At 34.5% G+C, this 26163-nt stretch carries 24 protein-coding genes; 15 read left to right on the top strand and 9 right to left on the bottom strand.

Going from position 1 to position 26163, the window contains the following annotated elements:
* Window positions 1-42 precede the first annotated feature (42 nt).
* The 13 genes from GMA17_RS07245 (at window position 43) to GMA17_RS07185 (ending at window position 12145) form a co-directional block, all read left to right on the top strand.
* Window positions 43-873, top strand: a complete 831-nt coding sequence (locus GMA17_RS07245) for a universal stress protein (RefSeq protein WP_248400527.1) — start codon at window positions 43-45, stop codon at window positions 871-873.
* Between the two features lie 216 nt (window positions 874-1089).
* The gene (locus GMA17_RS07240) at window positions 1090-1596 is read left to right on the top strand and encodes a cytochrome c (protein ID WP_248400525.1); all 507 of its coding nucleotides are present in this window, start codon (window positions 1090-1092) and stop codon (window positions 1594-1596) included.
* 12 nt (window positions 1597-1608) lie between these two features.
* Window positions 1609-2184 carry a fasciclin domain-containing protein gene (locus GMA17_RS07235; protein ID WP_248400523.1) on the top strand — a complete coding sequence of 192 codons (576 nt, stop codon included), beginning with the start codon at window positions 1609-1611 and terminating at the stop codon, window positions 2182-2184.
* A gap of 28 nt (window positions 2185-2212) precedes the next feature.
* Window positions 2213-4171 carry a Sec-dependent nitrous-oxide reductase gene (gene nosZ, locus GMA17_RS07230; protein WP_248400629.1) on the top strand — a complete coding sequence of 653 codons (1959 nt, stop codon included), beginning with the start codon at window positions 2213-2215 and terminating at the stop codon, window positions 4169-4171.
* 130 nt (window positions 4172-4301) lie between these two features.
* Window positions 4302-4922, top strand: coding sequence for a hypothetical protein (locus tag GMA17_RS07225; RefSeq protein WP_248400521.1), 621 nt, complete (start codon window positions 4302-4304; stop codon window positions 4920-4922).
* A 33-nt stretch (window positions 4923-4955) separates the two neighbouring features.
* Window positions 4956-5381: a nitrous oxide reductase accessory protein NosL gene (locus GMA17_RS07220; RefSeq protein WP_248400519.1), complete on the top strand. Its 426-nt coding sequence runs from the start codon at window positions 4956-4958 to the stop codon at window positions 5379-5381.
* Window positions 5382-5421: 40 nt separating this feature from the next.
* Window positions 5422-6669 (top strand): nitrous oxide reductase family maturation protein NosD, encoded by a 1248-nt coding sequence (locus tag GMA17_RS07215; protein WP_248400628.1) that lies wholly within the window; start codon window positions 5422-5424, stop codon window positions 6667-6669.
* Window positions 6663-7370: an ABC transporter ATP-binding protein gene (locus GMA17_RS07210; RefSeq protein ID WP_248400517.1), complete on the top strand. Its 708-nt coding sequence runs from the start codon at window positions 6663-6665 to the stop codon at window positions 7368-7370. Before GMA17_RS07215 ends, GMA17_RS07210 begins: the two co-directional genes overlap by 7 nt.
* On the top strand, window positions 7363-8145 hold the full coding sequence (locus GMA17_RS07205; protein ID WP_248400515.1) for an ABC transporter permease: 783 nt from the start codon (window positions 7363-7365) through the stop codon (window positions 8143-8145). The genes GMA17_RS07210 and GMA17_RS07205 overlap by 8 nt, the downstream gene beginning before the upstream one ends.
* Window position 8146: 1 nt before the next feature.
* Entirely contained in the window at window positions 8147-8596 is a 450-nt protein-coding gene (locus tag GMA17_RS07200) for a hypothetical protein (protein WP_248400513.1), read from the top strand.
* A gap of 54 nt (window positions 8597-8650) precedes the next feature.
* Window positions 8651-9049 (top strand): hypothetical protein, encoded by a 399-nt coding sequence (locus GMA17_RS07195; protein WP_248400511.1) that lies wholly within the window; start codon window positions 8651-8653, stop codon window positions 9047-9049.
* A 168-nt stretch (window positions 9050-9217) separates the two neighbouring features.
* A complete protein-coding gene (locus tag GMA17_RS07190; protein WP_248400509.1) occupies window positions 9218-10069 on the top strand; it encodes a hypothetical protein in 852 nt (283 codons plus the stop codon).
* 78 nt (window positions 10070-10147) lie between these two features.
* Window positions 10148-12145, top strand: coding sequence for a TonB-dependent receptor (locus tag GMA17_RS07185; protein WP_248400507.1), 1998 nt, complete (start codon window positions 10148-10150; stop codon window positions 12143-12145).
* Window positions 12146-12206: 61 nt separating this feature from the next.
* Here the strand turns inward: GMA17_RS07185 and GMA17_RS07180 are convergent, their stop codons facing one another.
* From GMA17_RS07180 to GMA17_RS07145, 8 genes are all read right to left on the bottom strand, one after another.
* A complete protein-coding gene (locus GMA17_RS07180) occupies window positions 12207-12908 on the bottom strand; it encodes a sulfite exporter TauE/SafE family protein (RefSeq protein WP_248400505.1) in 702 nt (233 codons plus the stop codon).
* Window position 12909: 1 nt separating this feature from the next.
* A complete protein-coding gene (locus GMA17_RS07175) occupies window positions 12910-13356 on the bottom strand; it encodes a FixH family protein (protein WP_248400503.1) in 447 nt (148 codons plus the stop codon).
* A 49-nt stretch (window positions 13357-13405) separates the two neighbouring features.
* Window positions 13406-14830 (bottom strand): cytochrome c oxidase accessory protein CcoG, encoded by a 1425-nt coding sequence (ccoG, locus tag GMA17_RS07170; protein ID WP_248400501.1) that lies wholly within the window; start codon window positions 14828-14830, stop codon window positions 13406-13408.
* Between the two features lie 81 nt (window positions 14831-14911).
* A complete protein-coding gene (locus GMA17_RS07165; RefSeq protein WP_248400499.1) occupies window positions 14912-15799 on the bottom strand; it encodes a cbb3-type cytochrome c oxidase N-terminal domain-containing protein in 888 nt (295 codons plus the stop codon).
* Complete coding sequence (locus GMA17_RS07160; RefSeq protein WP_066252170.1) at window positions 15796-15984, bottom strand: cytochrome C oxidase subunit IV; 189 nt, start codon at window positions 15982-15984, stop codon at window positions 15796-15798. Before GMA17_RS07160 ends, GMA17_RS07165 begins: the two co-directional genes overlap by 4 nt.
* 16 nt (window positions 15985-16000) lie before the next feature.
* Window positions 16001-18175 carry a cytochrome-c oxidase, cbb3-type subunit I gene (ccoN, locus tag GMA17_RS07155; RefSeq protein WP_066252174.1) on the bottom strand — a complete coding sequence of 725 codons (2175 nt, stop codon included), beginning with the start codon at window positions 18173-18175 and terminating at the stop codon, window positions 16001-16003.
* Between the two features lie 5 nt (window positions 18176-18180).
* The gene (ccoS, locus tag GMA17_RS07150; protein ID WP_066252177.1) at window positions 18181-18369 is read right to left on the bottom strand and encodes a cbb3-type cytochrome oxidase assembly protein CcoS; all 189 of its coding nucleotides are present in this window, start codon (window positions 18367-18369) and stop codon (window positions 18181-18183) included.
* 80 nt (window positions 18370-18449) lie between these two features.
* Window positions 18450-20822, bottom strand: coding sequence for a heavy metal translocating P-type ATPase metal-binding domain-containing protein (locus tag GMA17_RS07145; protein ID WP_248400497.1), 2373 nt, complete (start codon window positions 20820-20822; stop codon window positions 18450-18452).
* A 107-nt stretch (window positions 20823-20929) separates the two neighbouring features.
* Here GMA17_RS07145 and GMA17_RS07140 point away from each other — a divergent pair, with 107 nt between their 5' ends.
* Window positions 20930-21607, top strand: coding sequence for a Crp/Fnr family transcriptional regulator (locus GMA17_RS07140; RefSeq protein ID WP_248400495.1), 678 nt, complete (start codon window positions 20930-20932; stop codon window positions 21605-21607).
* A 65-nt stretch (window positions 21608-21672) separates the two neighbouring features.
* Here the strand turns inward: GMA17_RS07140 and GMA17_RS07135 are convergent, their stop codons facing one another.
* Entirely contained in the window at window positions 21673-24903 is a 3231-nt protein-coding gene (locus GMA17_RS07135) for a hypothetical protein (protein ID WP_248400493.1), read from the bottom strand.
* A gap of 97 nt (window positions 24904-25000) precedes the next feature.
* On the opposite strand from GMA17_RS07135, the gene GMA17_RS07130 reads away from it, so the two are divergent.
* Window positions 25001-26128: a VWA domain-containing protein gene (locus GMA17_RS07130; RefSeq protein WP_248400491.1), complete on the top strand. Its 1128-nt coding sequence runs from the start codon at window positions 25001-25003 to the stop codon at window positions 26126-26128.
* The last annotated feature ends 35 nt before the right edge of the window (window positions 26129-26163 follow it).

The following is a 26163-nucleotide window of genomic DNA, read 5'->3' as shown; positions in this document are numbered from 1 at the left end:
GTTTTAACAATTTGTTTTCGTTTTTAATAAAATTACCACATCATGAAAAAAATAATTGTACCGATAGATTTTTCAGAATATTCGGAATACGCATTAGAAACAGCAGCCATTTTAGCCAAAAAAAATAATGCTGAAATTTTAGCATTGCACATGTTAGAAATGTCTGAAACTATTTTAACAAAAGGTTCTGATGGCCAAATGGAATCCTTGTTTTTAATAAAATTGGCCGAAAAACGTTTTGGCGAATTTTTAGATAAATCTTATTTAGAAGGTGTAAAAGTTACACCAATTGTAAAGCACTTTAAAGTGTTTAGGGAAGTAAACGAGGTTGCTAAAGCACACCAAGCAGATTTAATTATCATGGGATCTCAAGGTAGCAGCGGAATTAAGGAATACTTTGTGGGTTCTAATACTGAAAAGGTAGTTCGCTATTCAGATATACCCGTTTTGGTTATTAAGCATAATCCTATTTTAACCGAATTTGAAACTATTGTTTTTGCATCAGATTTTTCAGACGATTCTGTTTCTGCTTATCTTAAAGCAAAAGATATGTGCAGAATTTTAGGTGCAAATATGAATATGGTGTACGTTAACTTACCCGGAGAAAACTTTAAGAGTACTGCAGAGATGGAAGGCAAAATTGTTGCATTCCTTAAAAAAGCAGAAGGTGATTTAGAAAGTTTATCAAAAGTCACTTATGTCAGTGATTATACGGTAGAAAATGGCATTTCAAACTTTGCTAACCTGATTGGTGCTGATCTGGTAGCAATTGCTACGCACGGTAGAAAAGGAATTGCTCATTTTTTTGAAGGCAGTATTTCAGAGGATATAGCCAACCATTCCACATTGCCAGTAATGACATTTAAAATTTAATTTTCATAGTAATTTCATAGTAATTTTTTTTATTGAAGAGAAAGAGCCGGGCAAATAGCTTGGCTTTTTTTATGTTTTTCCCTATTTTAAGGTATTATAAATCAGGTTGATGGTAAAAAGGGATAAAATTATCCTAAATATATTTGAAATATGATTTTTGTCATATTTTTCATTCAGCTTTATTCTTACTTTTGACCTATAAATTTTAAATACACTATGAGAACATCACTAAAACTAATGACATTATTATTCGCAATCGCCTTAATTGGTTGCGGCGGAAAGGAAGAGAAGAAAAAAGAAACTTTTTCTTATGACAAAAAAGCTCCTAAAACAGAAACAACAACTACAACACCAAAAGAAGCGGTAGTACCGCCTTCTAAACGCGTTGACTTAACTAGTAAAGGTGTTGGGCCAATTACCTCGCTAACTTTGGATGCTAATATAGATCAGGCCATGGCTGATAAAGGTGCTGACATTTACCAAAAAATGTGTACCGCTTGCCATAGGGTTGACAAGAAATTTATTGGACCTGCACCAACAGGTATTTTGGAGCGCAGAACGCCAGAATGGGTTATGAACATGATTTTGAATCCTGTACAAATGGTTAAAGAAGATCCATTATCTAAAGAATTATTAATGGAATTTAATGGGTCGCCAATGGCTAATCAGAACCTTACGGAAGAGGAGGCTAGAGCTGTATTAGAATATTTTAGAACCTTATAATAACCAAAAACTATGAAACCAATTAAAAAACTAATGCTTTCGGCCTTTTGCTTATCACTTTTTTTAGGCTGTAAGAATGAAAACGCTGAAGGGACTTCGGTTGAAGCTGACAAACCAGCAGCTACAGAAACAACAGAACGAACTGGTCAGGCTTTTATTGAAGATGATGGATCAACTCCAAATGTATTACAAATAGCAATAGGTTCCCCAGACCATACAACACTAGTTGCTGCGGTTCAAGCTGCACAATTAGAAAATGCACTTGTTAATGCAGGACCTTTAATGGTTTTTGCACCAACAAATGAAGCGTTTGCAGCTTTGCCAGCAGGAACTGTTGAAGATTTGTTGAAACCTGAAAACAAGGATGCTTTAGCAAATATTTTGAAGTACCATGTAACCCCAGGTAACTATTCTAAAGAATTTTTAACCAAGTTCAAAAAACTGGGTCAAGCAAACAATCAAAGTTTGACAGTAGAAGTTATTGACGGTGAACCTATGATTGGAGGCGCTAAAATATTAGCAAGCATTCCAGCAGGAAATGGTATTGTTCATGTAATTGACAAAGTATTGTTGCCACCAACAGAATAATTAGAAAACACTTAAAACTAAATAAATGATGAAAAATAAATTTAAATTATCAATAGGATTGATGGTTGCGGCACTTGCCTTTACAAGTTGCAATAATTCAACGCAAACATCAAACAAAGGGGCATTAGGCTCTAGTGCGGCTGAAAAGGTGTACGTAGCTCCTGGTGAGCATGATTCGCATTATGCTTTCATGTCGGGAGGTTATAGTGGAAACTTAACAGTTTATGGATTACCTTCTGGACGTATGTTTAAGGAAATTCCAGTTTTCTCGCAGTTTCCAACCAACGGTTATGGTTATTCTGAAGAAACCAAACCAATGCTAGAAACATCTTATGGTTTTATTCCTTGGGATGATTCGCATCACCCAGATATTTCACAAACAAATGGTGAATTAGATGGTCGTTGGATTTTTATTAATGGAAATAATACGCCACGTATTGCTAGAATTAGTTTAAAAACATTTGAAACTGAAGAAATTATTGAAGTTCCAAATAGTGCTGGTAACCACAGTTCGTCTTTTATTACTGAAAACACGGAGTATGTAGTTGCAGGAACGCGTTTTTCTGTTCCAGTACCACAGCGTGATATGTCAATAAAAGATTACAAAGGAAACTTTAAAGGTGCCTTAACCTTCATTAGTGTTGATCCAGAACATGGTCATATGGATATTAAATTCCAAATATTAATGCCAGGTTTTAACTATGACTTATCGCACCCTGGTCGTGGGAAATCTCATGGATGGTTTTTCTTCACAACTTATAATACAGAGGAAGCAAACTCTTTATTAGAGGTGAATGCATCTCAAAACGATAAAGATTTTATTGCAGCCATTAACTGGAAAAAAATTGAAGAATATGTAAATAATGGCGGTGGTACAATGATGCCAGCAAATTATGCGCACAACTTACATAGTGATGAAACGCATACAGCTACATCAACAATGAAAAAAGAAGTACGCGTTGTTAATCCAGCAGAGGTTCCAGGTGCGGTATACTTTTTACCAACACCTAAATCCCCTCATGGTTGTGATGTAGATCCTTCTGGAGAATATATTGTAGGTAACGGTAAATTGTCAGCTAACTTAACCGTGCATTCATTTACAAAAATGCTTGATGCTATAGAGAAAGAAAAATTTGATGGAGAAGCTTATGGAATTCCAATTTTAAACTTTGAAGATGTTTTAGCTGGATCAGTTGAGCAACCAGGTTTAGGACCTTTACATACAGAATTTGATGGTCAAGGAAATGCATATACAACGTTCTTTATTTCTTCTGAAGTAGTAAAATGGAAATTAGGTACTTGGGAAGTGTTGGATAGAAAACCTACGTATTACTCTGTTGGTCACCTAACAATTCCTGGAGGAAACTCTAGAAAACCATTTGGTAAGTACATGTTTGCCATGAACAAAATTACGAAAGATCGCTATTTGCCTGTAGGTCCAGAAATGGAGCATTCTGCGCAATTATATGATATTTCTGGCGATAAAATGGAGCTTTTATATGATTTCCCAACACACGGAGAACCTCATTATGCCGCATCTATTCCGGCCGAAATTATTAAAGACAATTCTGTTAAATTCTTTAAGTTAGCAGACAATAAACACCCTAAAAAGGCAACTAATGAGAGTGAGGTTAAAGTAGTTCGTGATGGTAAAAATGTACATATCTACATGACCATGATTCGTAGCCACTTCTCACCAGATAACATTGAAGGCGTTAAAGTAGGAGATAAAGTATTCTTCCACATAACCAACCTGGAGCAGGATTTTGATGTACCGCATGGTTTTGCTATGATTGGTGCTAATAATGCCGAATTATTAATTATGCCAGGTCAAACAAGAACCTTAACATGGGAAGCTAAGCAAGTTGGTGTATGGCCGTTTTACTGTACGGATTTCTGTTCAGCATTACACCAAGAAATGCAAGGATATATTCGTGTGTCACCAGCTGATTCTGATATAGAATTGTCTTGGTCACTCGGTGAATAAATTAAATTAAAGAATAGGAGAATTTTGTTTTAGTGTTTATTTTCCTAATAAGGCGAGAGTAGATGATTCGCTCTCGCCTTTCTTTTTAAATCACTATTAACTAAATGGTTAATTATAAAAACTTTATATTATGAAAAAGGCTGGCATTATAATGATAATAGGATCGTTATTGTTATTGGGACTTTTTAAATTTCCGCTTTGGAATATTATGCTGGGAGCACCTCAATATCCGGAACCTTTAGGCATGGATATTTATATTGATGGTATTAAAGGTATAACAGAATTCGATCTTCAAAATATTGATGGGTTAAACCATTACATTGGTATGAAAACCATACCGAAACCTGAAGAGATGTGGGAGTTTTCAGTATTCCCTAAAGTTATTACTGGTATGGTAATTCTTGGTGTTGTCATAGGATTTCTTGGGTTTTTAGAAAAAATAAGCTATAAATTCTTCTTAGGATGGTTTTTATTAATGTCTATTTTAGGCGTATTAGGAATGTATGATTTTAATAATTGGTTAATTGATTATGGGAGTAATTTAGATCCCCATGCCATTATTAAGGTTACAAACCCAGATGGTACTCCAATGTCCTATAAACCACCATTAATTGGATATCAAAAATTACTGAATTTTGATGTAGATTCATGGCCTCATATTGGAGGATACTTAATGTTTATAGGCATGTCTTTAACCCTTGTTGCTTTTTGGTTAGGAAGAAAAGCAACATTAAAGCAAACAACCCAGTAAACAATTTGAAAAAACATTAAACACTAAACACTAATGAAACAATTAATTTTAATACTACTTCTTGGCGTTACTATTACGTCGTGTACGGTAAAACCAGAACCTATAAACTACGGTCAAGATGCATGTCATTTCTGTAAAATGACAATAGTAGATAAAGTACACGGAGCCGAGGTTGTCACGCACAAAGGCAAAGTTTACAAATTTGATGCCTCCGAGTGCATGGTTAATTTTATGGATGATTTTGATACCGAAGAAATTAAGCTATATTTAACCAACCACTTTAATGAACCTGAAACGCTTATTGATGCAACTACGGCTACGTTTTTAATTAGTAAAAACGTTCCAAGTCCTATGGGTGCCTTCTTAACAGCATTTAAAACCAAACAAGAAGCGGAAACAGTGCAGGCAGAACAAGGTGGCGACATTTATACATGGGATGCCTTATTGGAGCACCTATAAGAGTAATTTCGAACATATTTAAACACTAAAACATGTTATGATGCCATTAAAAAAGCACCATATAGTAGCTGCTATTCTCATATTACTAGTGGGAAATTCAGTCTTCTCTCAAAATATTAGAGTTTGCAAAACCTGTGATATCAAAACCCTACAAGGCGGTATTGATGCTGCACAAGCAAATGATACTATTATTATTGAAAAAGGAATCTACAAAGAAATTGACGTACTCGTTAATAAACCACTAACCATTATTGGCAAGGATTATCCCGTTATTGACGGGGAAATGAAAGGCGAAATTATTACCATTACTGCGGATAGTGTTACAGTGGACGGTTTATTTATAAAGAACGTAGGAACAAGTTATACGTCAGATTATGCAGCTATACGCTTGAAACGTGTTGAAAATTTTGTTGTCAAAAATCTGGTATTAGAAAAATTATTTTTTGGAATTTATGTTGAAAAATCTAAAAACGGAAAAATTAGTAATAACAAAATAATTGGCGATGCAAAAGAAGAATATAACTCTGGAAATGGTATTCAATTATGGTATAGCCACAATATTGATATAGAAAATAATATTGTGCAGCGTGTTCGTGATGGTATTTATTTAGAATTTTCAGATGATTGCACCATAAAAAATAATGTGAGTTCTCATAACGTGCGTTACGGATTGCATTTTATGTTTTCGAATGATGATATTTATCAAGATAATCTGTTTGAAAAAAATGGGGCAGGCGTAGCCGTTATGTTTTCAAAAAAAATAAAAATGTATAACAATATTTTTAGAGAAAATTGGGGAACGGCGTCTTATGGTTTATTGCTTAAAGAAATAAATGATGCCGAAATTATGTACAATATATTTGAACAAAACACTATTGGTATTAATACAGAAGGTTCCAACCGCATCCGCTATGAAAACAACAACTTTATAAGTAACGGCTGGGCTATAAAAGTTCTTGGCGCTTGCTATTCAAACACGTTTAAGGGCAATAACTTTTTATATAACTCCTTTGATATGGCCTATAATAGCAAAGTGCATGACAATGAATTTGATGGTAATTATTGGAGTAATTATACGGGGTATGATTTGGATAAAGATGGTGTCGGTGATGTACCATACAGACCTGTTAAACTCTTTTCATATATTGTAAACCGGACGCCAGAGACTATTATTTTACTACGTAGTTTATTTATTGATATTATTGATTTCTCTGAAAAAGTATCACCTGTATTTACACCAGATAACTTACTGGATAATAACCCTAAAATTAAAAAAATAACATGGTAAGTGTTGAAAATTTACATAAAAAATTTGGCAAAAATAACGTTCTAATTGGTCTAGATTTAGATATTAATGAAGGTGGTATTTTTGCCGTATTAGGACCTAATGGTTCTGGGAAAACCACACTCATTAAATCCATATTAGGTATGGTTATTCCAGATCAAGGAACTATTTCTATTCATGGAAAATCTATTAAAAAGGATTCTAATTACAGAAAGCAAATAGATTATTTACCTCAAATTGCTAATTTTCCAAGTAACCTAAAGGTAAAAGAACTTATTAAAATGATTAAGGACTTAAGAGGTAATTCAACCAACGAAGAGGCTCTAATCCAAATGTTTAAATTAGAACCTTTTATTGATAAAAAACTCGGTCAGCTATCTGGAGGAACCAAACAGAAAGTAAATATTCTATTAACTTTTATGTTTGATAGTCCATTGGTTATTTTAGATGAGCCAACAACTGGTTTAGATCCTATAGCTCTAATCCGATTAAAAGAGCTAATTAAAGCGGAGAAAGCCAAAGGTAAAACGGTGTTAATTACATCGCATATTATGAGTTTTGTGGAAGAAATCTCTGATGAAATCGTTTTCCTTTTAGAAGGGAAAATATATTTTAAAGGCAGTATTCCGGCGCTAAAAGCACAAACCAATCAACCAGATTTAGAACACGCAATTGCATCCATCTTAACTACAAATCATGTTTAAAATATTAAAATATAGTTTTTACGACCTTATGCGTAGCCGTTGGAGTTACGTGTATTTTGCCTTTTATTTATTATTAGGTATCGTGTTATTATTTCTTAATAATGACCTTTCAAAAGCAGTTATAACCCTAATGAATGTCATCATTATTTTAGTGCCACTTATTGGGACTATTTTTGGTGTTATGTATTATTATAATTCTAAAGAATTTACAGAGCTTCTATTAGCACAACCTTTAAAACGTTCATCTATATTTTTAGGACAATATTTGGGTGTAGCTATTTCGCTGTCTATGAGTTTAATTTTAGGACTCGGAATACCGTTTGTATTCTACGGTTTGTTTATGTCCAATGCCATTTGGGATTTTAGTCTCTTGCTCATAACAGGTGTGTTTTTAACACTTATTTTTACTGCTTTGGCATTTAACATAGCCTTATCCAACGAAAATAAAATAAAAGGTTTTGGGTATGCTATCTTAATGTGGCTTTTTCTTGCCGTTATTTATGATGGGTTGTTTTTAATGTCTTTATTGTTTTTTGAAGATTATCCTCTTGATAAATTATCATTAATTGGAACCGTTTTAAATCCGGTAGATTTATCACGAACACTCATTTTGTTAAAACTTGATATTTCGGCTTTACTTGGTTACACGGGAGCCGTTTTTAAACAATTTTTTGGAACGAGTTTCGGCTTAATAGTATCCTTTACCATGCTCGTAGTTTGGGTGCTTTTACCTGTTTTACGTATTGTTCAAAAATCCAAGAAAAAAGACTTTTAATATGAAACCTATTCTCTTTATTTTACTGGCATGCGTCGTGCTTTTTACAAGTTGCAAAAGCGAAAACAAATCAACTAATACAGATGAAATTGGCCATAAAACATCTATAACAGATACCTTACAGTTAACCTTTAACAAAGGAGATAAATGGCTTGTGAATGCTGAAACGCATGAAGGTGTTAAAAACATGGAGGCTGTCATTAATGAATTCAAAGCTGAGAAATCTGAAAATTATAAAGAATTAGGTAATAAACTTTCCAAACAAACCAGTTATGTTATTAAAAATTGTACCATGACCGGTGCGTCACATGATCAGTTACATGTGGTGTTAGTACCTATGTTAGACGAAATTAGCGTGTTACGAGAAAGTAATAATTTGATTATGGCTAAAACGTCTTTAACTAATCTAGAAGACTTGATTCAGGCGTATTTTAAACATTTTAATTTATAGTTAAATGTGATTTTTATCATGAAATTATAATAGATGAATTCTTAAATTTGTCATATGATTAAAACAGTTTCACATATAATAACCGCTCATGTGCTTGTGCTAATTTTGTTAGCACACAACATTAATTCGTTGGTTATTGTTACAGATTTTGTTTTAAATCAAGACTTCATTGCTAAAACCCTTTGTATTCAAAAGGAGGATCAGCAAGGTTGTAACGGAAAGTGTCAACTGAAAACTGAACTCGCTAAGAATGAAACTGGAACGGATGGTAAATCGCCAGCTCAAAATACGGTTAAACGTCAAACTTTAGATGTCTTCTTCGTTTCAGAAATTAATGTTATTTCAGATCAATTGGAAACTGTAAATCGTGTGGCGGTTTCTATTTATTCATACACACCAAGGCTTGACAATCAGTCATTATCCGTGGAAACACCTCCTCCAGATTTTAGTTAATTTTTTAGTGTTAAAAAACAACTAGTTTTTCTGTTTCTACCCATGCATTATGGTGTAGGCATAGTTTTTACAATCTAATTTTTAGTATATTTTTTATCCGTGAACAGTTATTTATACTATCTGTACTGGTAATTAATTAGCTAAACTAAACTCAAAACACAATACAAAATGAAACTAAAATATATCTTACCTGTATTATTCATCGCTTTATTCACAACGGCTTGTTCTGACGATGACACGAATTTCGATACGCCAATTGTAAATGAAGTGGAAGGCCTTAATAAAGTTCAAGAACTTACAAATAGCACACATACTATTGAATTATTTAATGCTTCTGGCCGTTTTTATACAGGATATAATGCCATTAGCGTTCGTATTAAAGATAATACCACAAATGACTATGTTGAAAATGCATCAATAAGCTGGATGCCTGTAATGCAGATGCCAACTATGCAACATTCTTGCCCGAATGCTAACCCGACTAAAGAACCAGGTAAAAACACCTTTTACAAAGGAAATATCATTTATCAAATGGCTTTTACGGATGGAACAGGTTGGTCATTAACGGTAAACTACACCATTGATAACGTGGATTATTCAGCTACTTCAGACATTACAGTTATGCAAAATGAAGATCAAAATGTGTCTAGTTTTGTTGGTAGTGATGATAAACGTTATGTAGTTGCCATGGTGGCGCCAACAAACCCCATTATTGGAAATAATGAGTTGGTATTGGGTGTTTATGAAATGGAAAACATGATGTCTTTCCCAGCGGTTCAAAATTACAGTCTATCATTAGATCCAAGAATGCCAGGAATGGGTAATCATAGTTCACCAAATAACACGAACTTAACATACAATTCTTCTGACAATCTGTATCATGCCAATTTAACCTTAACTATGACAGGGTATTGGGTGTTAAACCTAAAGCTTATGGATGGTCAAGGTGAAATTCTTAAAGGTGAAAATGTAACGGAGGACAACATTCAAAGCAGCCTTTATTTGGAACTTGAATTTTAATTCAAATCTTATTTAAAACCTATAGATAGCTTGCTTTTGGCTATGCTATCTATAGGTTTCCCAAAACACTATTTAGCTATGAAAAAGTATATTATATACGGCATAGGTTTCTTGTTTAGTGCTTTTATGTATGCACAAGAAGTAGAAACTACCGTAGAAAAGGATACCACGCAACTCCAAGAGGTTATTTTGATTGGACAGCGCAAATTAAGTAATTATCGACAAGAGAAAACGTTGTCCAGTGTGGATGATTATTTAGAGAAATCGAATAAAATTACCATGATTAAACGTGGAAATTATGCCTGGGAGCCTACCATGAACAACATGACTAGCGAACGTTTGAACGTTACTATTGATGGGATGCAAATTTTTGGTGCCTGTACAGATAAAATGGACCCAATAACATCCTACGTTGATGTGTCTAATTTAGAAAAAGTAAACATAGGATCTGGGCAAGAAGGAACAGAAAATGGTCATGTTATTGGTGGTGGCATCGACTTACAGTTACCGCAATCTAAATATTATGATTTTGGTTTTAAAGGTAGTGCGGATTTAGGCTATGAAACCAACGGAAATTACCGAACAGCTGGTTTAGATTTAGAGTACTCAGGAAATAAATTTTATATTAATGCAGATGGTATTTATCGAAAATCTGATAATTATGATGCCGGAAATAATCAAGAAGTTTTGTACTCGCAATTTGAAAAATACAATGTTTCGGTTCAAAGTGGTTATAAATTAAATGAAAAGCATACTATAGATGCTAATCTTATTTACGATAAAGCAACAGATGTTGGGTATCCAGCATTACCTATGGATGTGTCTTTAGCCGAAGCTTTAATTACTTCTTTAACGCACACGTATAAAAATGATTCCACGTTGGTGAAATCTTGGGAATCTAAACTATATTATAATACCATAACGCATATTATGGACGATTCCAAACGTCCAGATGTTCCAATTAGAATGGATATGCCAGGCTGGAGTGACACCTATGGGTTTTACAGTAAAGTAGGATTTAAAGAAAATAAACACGATTTATTAATCAATTTAAACGGGTTTTATAATCGTTCTGTTGCCGAAATGACCATGTATCCAAATGACCCCAATCAACCAGCTATGTTTATGTACACGTGGCCCGATATTAGAACGTTATATTCAGGAGTTTTTGCCAAAGATGCTATTACATTAAGTGATAAATCAACATTGACAGCTTCCGCTAGATTTAGTTTTCATAATAATACCATTGCAGAGCAAGTAGGATTAGAAAGTTTACAAATTTTCTATCCAGATTTAACGGATAGTAAAAATCGGTTTTTAATGAGTATTTCTGCTGATTATAAGCTAAAAACTAAAACCTACGATGCTAGTTTTGGTCTTGGCTATGGTGAACGCGCACCTTCGGTTAGCGAAGGTTATGGTTTTTTCCTCTTTAACAGCTTTGACAATAATGATTATATAGGAAATCCAACATTAAATAATGAAAAGGCTATGGAAGTTAATGCCAAAGCAAACTATTATAAAAAACGCTTTCAAGTAGGTGTCGAGGCATCTTATTTCTACATTATGGATTACATTATTGGTGAAATAGATCCAAGCTTAAGTGCTATGACTATTGGTGCAGATGGTGTACGCGTTTATAATGCGTTATCTTATGCGTCTATCTTTGATGTATTTATAAATGCTAGTTATGATTTTACCGATAAACTATCGGCAAATGCAACTTTAGGCTACAATTATGGATCAGGAAGTAATGGTGAGAATTTACCACTTATCAAACCTTTCTCATATGTAGCGGAAATAGCCTATAATCTTACAACGTTTAATGTAGCCTTACAGTTGGAAGGAAATGGTAATCAAAGTCGTTATAGTAGCTATTATGGAGAGGACAATACATCAGCTTATGCTGTTTTAAACCTTAATTTGGGTAATATTTTATATGTGAAGAATAATAAAATGATTTTCAAGTATGGCGTAGAAAACATATTAGATGCTAATTATTCAACTTATGCAGACTGGAATAATATTCCGCGTCAAGGTCGAAATTTCTATGCAAATGTGTCGTATGTGTTTTAAAGGAATATACTAGATAATGGTGAAAAGAAGTAAAAGCTTTCAATGTATATTGGAAGCTTTTTTAATGACAATCTATTTCACTTGACACATTTTCAACAATTGGAGCAGGCGAGAGGTAAGGTATGCCCAACCCTAAACCACGAAGAATAAATAACAACCCAATAATTACAACGAAAATCGGAATGGCTTTTTGAATACGCTGTTTAATGGTTGCATTTAAAAATTTTCCTAAATAGATAGCGGTGGTCATTAATGGAACAGTTCCAATTCCAAATAAGGACATATAGAGTGCGCCTTGAAAGGCATTCGCACTAGCTAAAGAGCCAAAAACGGCCATATAAACTAAACCACAAGGAAGAAAACCGTTAAGAAAACCAATAGTTAAAAACGTATCGGCTGTTTTCTTTTTAAGGGCAGCTCCCAAACCAGATTTAATTTTTGAAATGACTTTATGTAGCGGTTTCGAAAAGTTGTATTTATTGAATGTCTTATAAGGAATAAGAATGGCAACAATCATTAAAACTCCTATAATAATAGAGAGTTGTTGTTGGAGTCCAAAAATATATAAGCTTTTGCCAATAAGGCCAAAAACAAGTCCAATTAAGCTATAAGCCAAAATACGCCCAAAATGATATAGAGTAATTTGCGTAACTTTTCGAGTGGAATTACTGCGGTCTACGGGTAGCATAAAGGCAATAGGTCCACACATACCAACGCAGTGAAAACTACCTAGTAAGCCCAATATAAGTGCTGACCATAACATGCTAGTATCTTATTTCTTTCTTGAAGCGATATGCATTTCCGTTATATTCCCATTCAATAATTAAATTCCAACGTCCACCTAATAATTTATCTTCCGGAATAAGCATGTTTTGAGTCGTTAAAGAAATGGGTACCTCAAAATCAAACTTCTTATTGGATGGTCTGTATAAAATTACATTTCCTGATATCTCTGAAGCATTTAAAGAATCTGGGAAGCTTATAAGAATACCTTCTTCACTTTGTGTTACACGTACATTTTGGGCTAATTTATTGCCCTTTTGCTCACGCGCCATATTACCTTCAACCTTTAATTCTTGTTGGTAGTAATCTTCGGTTACTAAATCGTGTTGATAGGTATCATCTACACTCATCTTAATTACAAAAAACATGATAAAGGCAATAAACCCTATCAATGCTAACACCATACCAGTACCCCAATTTATTTTCATAATAGACTCCGTAAAACGGTTTTTTTAATATTAATTGCAAGCTACACGTTTAATTATAACTTCGTGGACCTAGAAAGTTCACCGTTTCAGTTTCAATAAGGTCATCGTTGCTATATACTTCAATCATTAAACGGTTTTTATCGCCACTTAAATCTTTCTGATCGATTTCAATAAACAAAGTTCCTTGCACTAAACCTTGAGGTGGAACATTAAAGGTATCCGAATTAGAGACAACTTTAATCGTGCCTTCAAATTTTCTTAATTTAAAGTGAATATTTTCAATTTCTCTCGTTGTTTTATTTACTAGCTTATAAGTGAAAACATTACTAATAATAGTGCCTTCTTTATGTTCATATAATTGACCTGGAAGTCGTAATATATTGGCTTCAACTTCGTTACGCAGCAATAGCATACCAGACAAAAGTCCAACTAGAATTGTTAAAACAGCTATATAACCTTTTAATCTTGGTGTTAATTTAAATTTTTCTTTTTTCTCAATTTCATCTTCACTAGCATAGCGAATTAAACCTTTAGGAAGGTTAATACTTTCCATAATATGATCGCATTCATCAATACATGCTGTACAGTTAACGCACTCTAGCTGTGTACCGTTTCTAATATCGATACCCGTTGGGCAGACATGCACACATTGTAAACAATCAATACAATCACCATAACCTAATGCTTCACGATCTTCATTTTTTCGGAATTTCTTTCTACCATTTTCAGCTTCACCACGTTTATGGTCATAAGCAACAACTATGGATTTATTATCTAGCAACACACCTTGCAGGCGACCGTAAGGACAAGCAATAATACAAACTTGTTCTCTGAACCAGGCAAAAACAAAATAGAAAACAGCTGTAAAAATTAATAATGGAAATAAGGTTCCTAAATGTTCGGATGGTCCGTCTGCTATATATCTTAAAAGCTTATCACTACCTATTAAATAAGCTAAAAATATGTTTGCAATTAAAAATGAAATAATTAAAAATATGAACCACTTAAGTAAGCGTTTTTTTATTTTTTCAGCATTCCAAGGCTGTTTATCTAATTTGCGTTGTTTGTTTCTATCGCCATCTATCCAATATTCAATTCTACGGAAAACCATTTCCATAAAAATGGTTTGTGGACAAATCCATCCACAAAAAATACGACCAAAACCTACGGTAAATAGGGCAATAAAAATAACACCTATTAACATAGATATTACAAATAGGTAGAAATCCTGTGGCCAAAAAGGAAATCCAAAAATATTAAAACGGCGTTCTAAAATGTTAAACAATAAAAACTGATTTCCATTTATTTTTATAAAAGGAGCAGCAAATAGAATGGCCAACAAAGCATAACTTACTATTTTACGCCATTCGTAATACCGACCACTAGGTTTTTTTGGATAAACCCATGCGCGTTTACCTTGGTCATCTAATGTGCCAATAGTATCTCTAAACGATTCGTTTTCTGGGCTTTCCACTGTTGTTTATTTTAGGTTATTGTTTTTATAGATAACAGAAATCACCAAACTATTTTAGTTCCATGATTTCTGTTAATTGTATTATTCTGCTGCATCGTCTTCCCAAATATCCCCTTCAGCTTCTTTTGGGTTAGCTGCTGTTGTACCTTGAAATGTTAACACATAACTTGATACTTGTGCCATTTCAAGAGGAGATAAACTCTGCTTCCATGCAATCATTCCTTTTCCGGCTCGACCACCTTCTGCAACCGTTTTAAATACATTTTTAATACCGCCGCCTAAAATCCAGTGTTCATCAGTCAGGTTTGGTCCAATACCACCACCACCATCAGCCATGTGGCAGGCCACACAGTTAACTTCATATAGGGCTTGTCCAGCGCTTAAATCGGCTGCACCTGTTAAGACTTCTACTGTATTAGCATCGACTAAATTTTTTGCGGTTCGTTTATATTCTTCAATATCAATAGCTGCTTGGGCATATTCAGAATTCAATTCATCGTATTGGTTTTCACCATCAAAAACATGATATCTCACTAAATAGACCGCTGCAAATACAATAGAAGCATAAAAACTATAAATCCACCAAGGCGGTAAGTTGTTATCCAACTCTCTAATGCCATCATAATTATGATCTAATATAATGTCATGTTCCTCTTCCATTGGTTTGGAATCCAGTGATTTGGTGTATAGTTTTTTAAACCATATAACAAATTTAGATGTACTTTCTTTTTTAGCATCATATCGTGCTTTTGCCGCTTCGTCTAAACTCTGGTATAAAATATTACCCATTGAGCTCACAATAGCTTCAATCCCTATTAATAATATTAATACAAATATTAAAAATAGCATAACTAGTGGTTGTTCAATAAAGGCTGGTTGGCTACCAGATTCTATAAAGAATTCTGCTAGTCCAGCAATTAAGAAAAATATAATAGGTATCCTTATCCAAGCTGGAATTGATTGTCTCATAGTTCTTCGTGGTTTTGGTTGTTATCTAATGGTATATTGCTGACAGTTTCTATGTAATCTTTTTTTGCGGTTACAACCCACCAAAATAAGACTACAAAAAAGATGAAAAATATTAGCAAAGAGATAATCGGGTAAATCTCGATTCCCTCCATACTGTCCATGTGATTTTTTACAAACTTTAACATCGTTTATTTTATTAGATTATTCTTCTAAATCAGTTACATTAATATCTGTTCCTAATCGTTGCATGTATGCAATTACGGCTACAATTTCACGATTACGCATTTCAACAAAATCTTCGCCACCTGCAGCTTTTTCAGCCTCATACGTGGCTGCGAAATCAGGATCAGCATATAAATTCTGTTCAATTTTTGTTCCTTGCTCCAACATGTTTTGTTGTGCGTTGGCAATGTCCTCTTCTGTATATGGTACACCTAAAGTAACCATGGCTTCCATTTTAGTTTCTGTAATGGACTTGTCTAATTTATTGGTAATAAACCATTTGTATGATGGCATAATAGAACCGGAAGAGGTGCTTTGCGGATCATAGAAGTGATTAAAATGCCAATTGTCTGAATATTTTCCACCTATTCGATGTAAATCTGGACCTGTACGCTTACTTCCCCATAGGAATGGGTGGTCATAAACAAACTCTCCAGCTTTGGAGTAGTCACCATAGCGTTCTACTTCACTTCTAAATGGTCTTACCATTTGAGAGTGACAACCTACACAACCTTCACGGATGTATATATCACGACCTTCTAATTCCAAAGGAGTATATGGTTTCACGCTACTAATTGTAGGTATATTGGATTTAACCATAATGGTCGGTACTATTTGGACAATACCACCAATTAATATAGCAATGGTTGCATAAATTGTTAATCTAACTGGTTTTCTTTCTAACCAAGAGTGCCATCCTTCGCCACCCACACGGCTTTTAGAAACATTTTGCAAAGCTGGAGCTTCAGCTAATTCATCTGTAACTTTACTACCATTTTTAGCAGTAATAATAACGTTATAGACTAATACTAACATACCTGTTAGGTAAAGTGTACCTCCAATGGCACGCATCCAATACATAGGCATTATTTCAGTAACGGTTTCTAAAAAGTTACCATAAACTAAAGTCCCATCTGGGTTAAATTGCTTCCACATACTTGCTTGTGTAAATCCAGCAACATATAATGGTAAGGCATACATAATGATACCTAAAGTACCAATCCAGAAATGGAAATTAGCTAAACCAATGGAGTGTAATTTTGTTTTAAATAAGCGAGGTATTAACCAATAAATCATACCGAAAGCCAAGAATCCGTTCCAAGCTAATGCGCCTACGTGAACGTGCGCAATAATCCAGTCGGTAAAATGGCCAATGGCGTTTACATTTTTTAAAGACAGCATGGGGCCTTCAAAAGTTGCCATACCGTAACCCGTAATAGCCACTACCATAAATTTTAAAACAGGATCTGTACGTACTTTGTCCCAAGCACCACGAAGCGTTAATAGTCCGTTAATCATTCCACCCCAAGATGGCATTAATAACATAACAGAAAACGCCACACCTAAATTTTGTGCCCATTCTGGAAGTGCTGTGTATAATAAGTGGTGGGGTCCAGCCCAGATATATATAAAAATTAATGACCAGAAATGAATAATGGACAAACGATAAGAGTATACAGGTCTGTTAGCCGCTTTAGGAACAAAATAATACATTAAACCTAAAAATGGTGTTGTCAAGAAAAATGCTACAGCATTATGTCCATACCACCATTGCACCAATGCATCCTGAACACCTGCGTATACAGAGTAACTTTTAAAAGCACTAACAGGCACTTCTAAACTGTTAAAAATATGAAGTACGGCAACTGTTACAAACGTCGCTATATAAAACCAAATAGCAACATATAAATGTCGTTGTCTACGCTTAATCATAGTTCCAATTAAATTGGCACCAAACACAACCCAAACTACAGCAATGGCAATATCAAAGGGCCATTCAAGCTCGGCATATTCTTTAGATGTTGAAAAGCCTAATGGTAATGTTATGGCCGCACCAACAATAATAAGTTGCCAACCCCAAAAGTTAATTTTACTTAAAACATCGCTATACATTCTCGCTTTTAAAAGTCGTTGTGTTGAGTAGTAAACACCAGCAAAAATGGCATTACCAACAAAAGCGAAAATTACTGCATTGGTGTGTAACGGTCTTAATCTACCAAAACTTAACCACGAAATTCCATCGGTTAAGTTGGGAAATAAAAACATAAATGCTAAAAGTAAGCCTACAAGCATACCTACAACTCCCCAAAACATGGTGGCATAGAGGAAATTTTTAACGACCTTGTTGTCGTAATAGAATTGTTGTACTTCCATAATTTTTAATTAGTCTTTTTGGTTTTAATAGTTTGTTTTTGGTTTTCTTTTACGAGTTCATCTTCAAATAGCATTCTGACAGATGGTGTATAATCATCATCAAATTGACCGCTTCTTACTGCCAAAACAAAAGCAATAAAAAAGCCAATGGCCACTACGATACTGATACTCAGTAATATGTATATAACACTCATACCTGATAGAAGTTATGGTTCAAAAATACTGTCTTAATATACTCAAAAATATGATAAAAATCATATTTGTTTATTTTTAATCATTCTAATTTCCTACCAATAACATTGGTTGCAACCGTAGTAAAAACCACAATACTTATAGAACTTAATGGCATTAAAATAGCGGCAATAACAGGCTCTAATTGTCCAGTAACCGCAAAATACAACCCTATTATATTATATACAAATGAGAGGGCAAAACTCCACTTAATAATTTTTATAGCTTGTTTGGATGCTTTTATATATTGGTATAATTGATTGAATTTGGATGCGTCTAAAATGGCGTCACAAGCAGGCGAAAAGACATTCACATTCTCTGAAATAGCTATGCCAACTTCGCTTTGTGCCAATGCACCAGCATCATTTAACCCGTCGCCAATCATGAGCACTTTAGCGCCTTCAGACTGATGGTATTTAATATAATCCAATTTATCGTCTGGTTTCTGATTAAATATCAATTTAGTTTTAGTGGGTAATAATTTTTTTAAGTTTTCCAATTCACCGGCATTATCCCCCGAAAGGATAACTAAATCATACTCATGTTTTAAGCTATTAAACAATTTGGATAATCCTTTTCTATAACTATTATAAAAGGTGTATTTTCCTTTGTATTGGTTGTTACTGTTAATATGAACTGTGGTATTCAGTATGGATTTATCTTGTTTGAAGCCAACAAAACTGGCGGAACCAATTTTCATCGTATCATTTTGATGTGTACTTTCAATACCTTGACCTAAATGTTCTTCAAAATGGTTTAATGTTATGATATCATGCTCATCTAAAATATCATAAAGTGTACGGCTCAACGGATGGTTTGAACCTCGCAAGGTATTCTTTAAAAGGATTTCCTCTGACGTGGATAATGCATCACCATCATAGGTGGCGGAACTTTGCTTATTGGAAGTAATAGTTCCTGTTTTATCGAAAATAATGGTATTTATAGCTGCTAATTGTTCAATAACAGATGCGTTTTTGAGGTAGAATTTCAACTTGCCAAAAATCCGTAATAAATTTCCTAACGTAAAAGGCGCGGAAAGTGCAATAGCACATGGACAAGCAATAATTAAAACAGCTGTAAAGACATTCATGGCTTTGGAGGAATCTACAAGTAACCAATAGGTGGTTGCAATAAATGCAATACTTAAAACTGCAATTGTAAAACGCTTACTAATAGTATTAGTTAAGTTTGTAAAGCTGTCTTGTTTATTTTTATTAAAAACATCATTACTCCATAACTGTGTTAAATAACTTTGCTCCACAGATTTTAAAGCTTCCATTTCAATAACACCAGTGGTTTGTTTCCCTCCAGCGAAAAGTTTATCGCCAGAATTTTTAGTTATGGCATCAGATTCTCCAGTAACAAAACTATAATCAATTTTTGCTTTGCCATTTATTAAAATGCCATCAACCGGAATTAATTCTTGATTTCTAATAAGAAGGCGATCTCCTTTCTCAATATCATAAACTTGAATTGGTGTTTCTATACCATCCAAAATTTTTGTAATTGCAATAGGGAAGTAGGATTTGTAATCTCTTTCAAAAGAAAGAAATGAATAAGTTTTTTGTTGAAAAAATCGACCTAGCAACAGGAAAAATACTAACCCCGTTAAACTGTCAAAAAATCCAGAACCGATATCTAATATAATTTCAACGGTACTTCTTATGAATAATACCGCCAGACCTAGTGCTATGGGAACATCAATATTTAAAAGTCCAGAGCGCAGTCCTTTATAAGCTGATGTAAAATAATCGCGCCCAGCATAAAAAACAACAGGCAATGAAAACGCAAACATAAGCCATCTAAAAACGTGTTTATATTGCTCTAGCCAAAATTCGCCCACTTCAAAATACTCTGGAAATGATAAAAACATTACGTTTCCAAAAGAAAACCCCGCAATACCGAGCTTGTAAATTAGCGAACGATTAATATTTTCCTTACCCGTTTTGAAATCATTTAAGGAAATATAAGGTTCGTACCCAATAGCACTTAAAAGCAAAACCACCTCTTTTAAAGAAAAATTTTCGGTGTTATATGTTATACGAACATTCTTTTTGCCAAAATTAACTTGAGAAGCTGTAATGTTATTATTGAGTTTGTTTAGGTTTTCTAATATCCAAATACACGAACTACAATGTATATGCGGAATATACAAGGTGACAATTTGAATACGTCCATCATTAAATTCCGTGAGTTTTTCAATAATGTTTTCTTTTGATAAAAAGTCATATTTGCCCTGAATTTCTTTCGGTGCAGAACCTGGTGATGCTTGTAAGTCGTAATAACAGGTTAAGTCGTTTTCTGAAAAAATTTCATAAACCGTTTTACAGCCATTACAACAAAATAATTTTTCGTCGTAAGTGATTTGTTCTGAATCGCATATATCACCACAGTGGAAACATTTGTGTTGTTCCATAAAATTTGCCCATTTATACCTTTTGCAAAGGTAAAATATAAGCTTTGATTTAATATGATTTTTGTCATGTATTGTGTATTTTTGATGTTAACTTATTTTAGGCTGATATGAGTAAATGTGAATCCTGTATTGCAAAACAATTAAATTCTTTAAATGCTATGACTACTGAAGAATTGCGAAAAGTATCAGCTTGTAAAACAACACGTTTTTACAAAAAAGGTGATATTATTTTTGATGAAGGCGAATCCCTTCATGGCGTTTATTGTGTTCGTAGTGGTGTTTGCAAGCTAACCAAATTAAGTGCTAATGGTAAAGATCATACCGTAAAACTACTCGGAAAAGGGGAACTTCTAGGGCAACGTTCTATTATTAGTGATGAGCGGACCAATTTAAGTGCTGTGGCTTTAAATGATATTGAACTGTGTTTTGTGCCGAAAGATCAAATAATTACGCCTTTACACGAAAATCAAAATTTTTCATTTGATGTATTGCAGAATTTAGCAAAAGATTTGCGAAGTGCAGAAGACGACCTAATTAATATGGCTCAAAAATCCGTTAAGCAACGTATGGCGGAAACATTAATTTATATTCAACATGTTTTTGGTGTGGATTCGTCTGGAGCATTAAATGTTATATTATCACGTGAAGATTATGCTAGTATTGTAGGTACAGCAACGGAATCTGCCATTCGAATTTTATCACAGTTTAAAAAGGAAAAATTGATTGCCACATCTGGTAAACATATAACGATTACAGATATTGAAGGCTTAAAACGTGTGGATTAAAAAATGCTTCAATCGTTTTAGATTAAAGCATTTTTAGCATTCTTACCTTCATTATATTAATTTCTTTAAAAGATTTTAACAGGTTTAAAAGGATTGAGTTGTAGTTTTTCCATTTCAGATTGATAGGTTCTCCAAGATTCTTTATAGAAAGCATTTGTTTTATTAGTAGCTTCGTTAAGGGCATCTTCTGCGTGTTTTATCAAGATGTCTTCAGTAGTTGTTATCCCATTTTTACGAGATCTAGAATACCAACCTGCTGTTCCTAATCTACTACTTACGGGAATATCATCTGAATTCGTAATACCTTGACGCTTATCTGGTTTTCCTAAATATAGGTTGATAAGTTCATCTGCCTGTTCAGAAACCTCTTTAGACTGTTTTATGGCATCCTTGTATTTTTCTTTATTTAATTTTTTTAAATCTGATGCATATTTATCGGCAATCTGCTTGCTTTCAACAAGCTGTTTTACAGCATTTGCCATTTTTTCTTGGAGCACTTCTAAACGTTTAGATGTATTATAAATGGCATCTATATTAGCTTGTGTTACATTTAATCGCGGATCTGATTTAACTTTAATATTTTTTTCAGAAGTTTCCGTTCCATAAGTCATGACCACACGGTATGTTCCAGGCTTAACCGAAACACCACCCGATTCGCTTGTTTGTTTTCTAATGGATCTGGATGCACGGGGAACACCAGCTTCATCCATATACCATGTCCATTTATGAACTCCTGTTTCTTTAGGTGTTTTACGTTTTAAGGTTCTAATTAGTCTGTCGCCATCATAAAACTGTAAGGTGATGGTGTCCTTGGTGGCCATAGATTTCTCTTCGACTTCTGAAGTATCTTCGTCTTCAAGTGAAACTTCTGTCTGATCTTCTGCTTCAGATGATTCTTTTAGTTTTTGTTCTTTCGCTTTAATTGAATCTACTTTCACGAAATAGGAGAGTTCAGCACCATAACTGCGATTTTCACCATGATACGTAGCATCTGCTCCAAAACGACTTCCGGTTGGTTGTTGGTAAGTGCCTTGATAGGCAATTGGTGGACTAAACAATTCTAAATCTGCGCTGAGCATTTGCTTGTTTTTTGCCATGGCTCGTAAGGGTCTAATATCATCCAAAACCCATGCTGCACGACCAAAGGTACCAATTACTAAATCGTGTTCTCTTGGTTGAATCACTAAATCCTTAACCGATACTGTTGGGAAACCTTCGGTCCATTTTGTCCATTTGTTTCCAGCGTCTATAGATATATATAAACCATCATCTGTTCCTAAAAATAGTAAATTGGGTTCTTCTAAATCTTCAATAATTGACAGTGTGTAGCTTTCTACATCGTTTGCATTAACAATACGCGTCCACGTTTTCCCGTAATTAGTAGTTCTATAGGCATAAGGCTCATAGTTAAAACGTCTGTAATCATTCGCAATCAGTAACGCTTCACCTTTATTTTTATTCGATGCTTTAATCTGTGGAATCCAGCTACCAGCTGGTAACCCTTTGATGTTTTTGGATACGTCAGACCAGGTTTCGCCACCATTATGGGTAATGTGAACATGACCATCATCGGTGCTAACCCAAAGCATGTTGCTTTCAATAGGTGAGGGTTCTATTACCAAAATGGTACAATGGTTTTCAGCTCCAGTTGCATCCATGGTTAAACCACCACTTTCATTTTGTTTGAGTTTTTCAGGATCGTTGGTTGTTAAATCGTCTGAAATAATAGTCCAAGTTTCGCCTTTGTCAGTTGATTTGTGGACAAATTGACTGCCAAAATAAATGGTGCTATTATTAAAGGGATCTATGTTAATTGCTGAATTCCAATTGAAACGTAATTTTACATTCGGATCTGGATGGATGGGTTTTACCGTGTAATTACTTCCAGTTTCCCAATCATACCGACTTACGGAACCTTCTTGACTCATAGTCCAACCATAACGCGAATCGTCTTTGTCTGGCACCACATCAAAACCATCACCAAAACTAATTTCTTGCCAATAACTATTTCTAATGCCTTGTGCACGCCAAACATAAGCTGGTCCACGCCAAGAACCATTGTCTTGCATCCCTCCATATACGTTATAAGGAAAATCATTATCAACATTTATATGATAAAATTGAGCAACGGGAAGATTTCCTATAAAACGCCAAGTGTCACCACCATCATGGGTAATATTCAAGCCACCGTCGTTACCATCAATCATAAAACTACCATCTTCAGGGTGCATCCACCAAGCGTGATGATCTGGATGAACTCCATTATCTACACCATACGTAGGCATGAGTCTTTGAAAGCTTTTTCCACCATCCTGACTGACATTTACATAGGTAAAAACCGAATACACGCGATTTTCATTCTGCGGATCCACATATATTTCAGAATAATAGAATGGTCTATCGCCAATATCATTTTTGTCATTAATTTTGCGCCATGTAAAGCCGCCATCTTCACTTTTGTAAAGTGCATTTTTTTTGGCCTCAACCAAAGCATAAATAACATCTGGTTTACTTGGCGCAATGGCAACACCTATCCTTCCTAAATTCCCGGAAGGAAATCCTTCATTTTCGGTTATTTTTTTCCACGTATCACCACCATCAAAGGTAATGTGCATGCCCGAACCTTCACCTCCTGAATTAAAAAACCAAGGATCGCGTTTGTGTTCCCACATGGCAGCAATTAATTTGTTAGGATTGGTTGGATCCATAATTAAATCGGCAGCACCCGTTTTATTATTGGCAAAGAGAATGTTTTCCCATGTTTTTCCACCATCCGTCGTTTTATAAACTCCGCGTTCTGGATGTTCACCCCAAGGTGAGCCAATGGCAGCGGCATAAACCACATTCGGATTTGTTGGGTCAATAACCACACGATGAATATGTCGTGTTTTCTCTAAACCCATAGCTTGCCAGTTTTTGCCACCATCCAAAGATTTGTAAATTCCATACCCACCATTTAAACTGTTTCTAGGATTCCCTTCACCAGTACCAACCCAAATAACACTCGGGTTTGATTGCTGAATAGCAACCGCACCAATAGATGCTGTAACTTCATGATCGAAAATAGGATCCCACTTTATGCCACCTGAAGTCGATTTCCATAAACCGCCGGAAGCCGTACCAACAAACATTATGTTTGGATTGGAATGAACAACATCAATAGCAGTTACACGCCCAGACATGCCACCAGGACCAATATTTCTGGGTTTCATGTTTTTTACTAAATCGAGGTTGAAATCTTGCGTAAACCCTGAAATTGATATAAATAGGGATAATAGAAGAAATCGTTTTTTCATAAGTGGTGGTTTAGTTTGCCTTAAAGTTAAGCAAGAAAACTTAAATAGATGTTAAGGCCCTAATATTTGAGTGAAAATTGTCGTAATTTTATGATGCATGAAAAAAGAAAATACACACAGAAAAGGCTTCGTATTTACACAATATGAATCGCCTTCACTAAGTCCGTTTGAGAAACTTTTTGATATTTTTAAAGAGCTGATTACCCATACATCGGGTGATTTTGATGAAGCAATAGATTGGTTAAAACAATTGGATGAAGAATACAAGTTAACAACGCCCGATTACACCATTGAAGACTTTATTGAAGATTTAAAAGCGAAAGGCTACATTCGTGAGGAAATTCGTCCGGATGGTAAAAAAGGGACAGCCATTACCGCAAAAACGGAACGTGCTATTAGACAATCTGCTTTAGCCCAAATTTTTGGTAATTTAAAAAAGAGTGGAAGCGGTAATCATAAAAGTAAAGGCCTTGGAATAGGAGATGAGCATACAGGCGATTTTAGAAATTACCAGTTTGGTGATGGCGTGGATAAAGTGAATATTACGGAAAGTCTTCGGAATGCCCAAATTAATAATGGGTTAGGAAATTTTAATTTAACTGAAGATGATTTAGTGGTTGAAGAAACCACGCATAAATCGCAAATGAGCACCATTTTAATGATTGATATTAGCCATAGTATGATTTTATATGGTGAGGATCGGATTACGCCAGCCAAAAAAGTGGCCATGGCATTGGCAGAATTAATTACCACACGCTATCCAAAAGATACACTTGATATTTTGGTTTTTGGAAACGATGCGTGGCCAATTAAAATTAAGGATTTACCGTATTTAACTGTGGGACCTTATCATACCAATACAGTGGCAGGATTGCAATTGGCTATGGATTTATTACGACGAAAACGAAATACGAACAAGCAAATATTTATGATTACAGACGGCAAACCCAGTTGCTTAAAGTTACCAGATGGCACTTATTATAAAGATAGTAATGGTTTAAATCCTCACATTACTAATAAATGTTATGCTATGGCGCAACAAGCCAGAAAATTACATATTCCCATTACTACGTTTATGATTGCTCAAGATCCCTATTTAATGCAGTTTGTTGAAGAATTTACAAAAGCAAATCAAGGGAAAGCATTTTATACAGGCTTAAAAGGTTTAGGCGAAATGATTTTTGAAGATTATGAAAGTAATAGAAAGAAACGGATTAAGGGATAATTAAAAGACAAAAAACGAAAAGAGAAAGCATTATT

Origin of the sequence: Bizionia sp. M204 (genome assembly GCF_023205095.1) — a bacterium.
Taxonomy (GTDB): domain Bacteria; phylum Bacteroidota; class Bacteroidia; order Flavobacteriales; family Flavobacteriaceae; genus Algorimicrobium; species Algorimicrobium hallyeonense.
The sequence above is the reverse complement of the archived record's forward strand: the minus strand, read 5'-3'. Positions and strand labels throughout refer to the sequence as shown.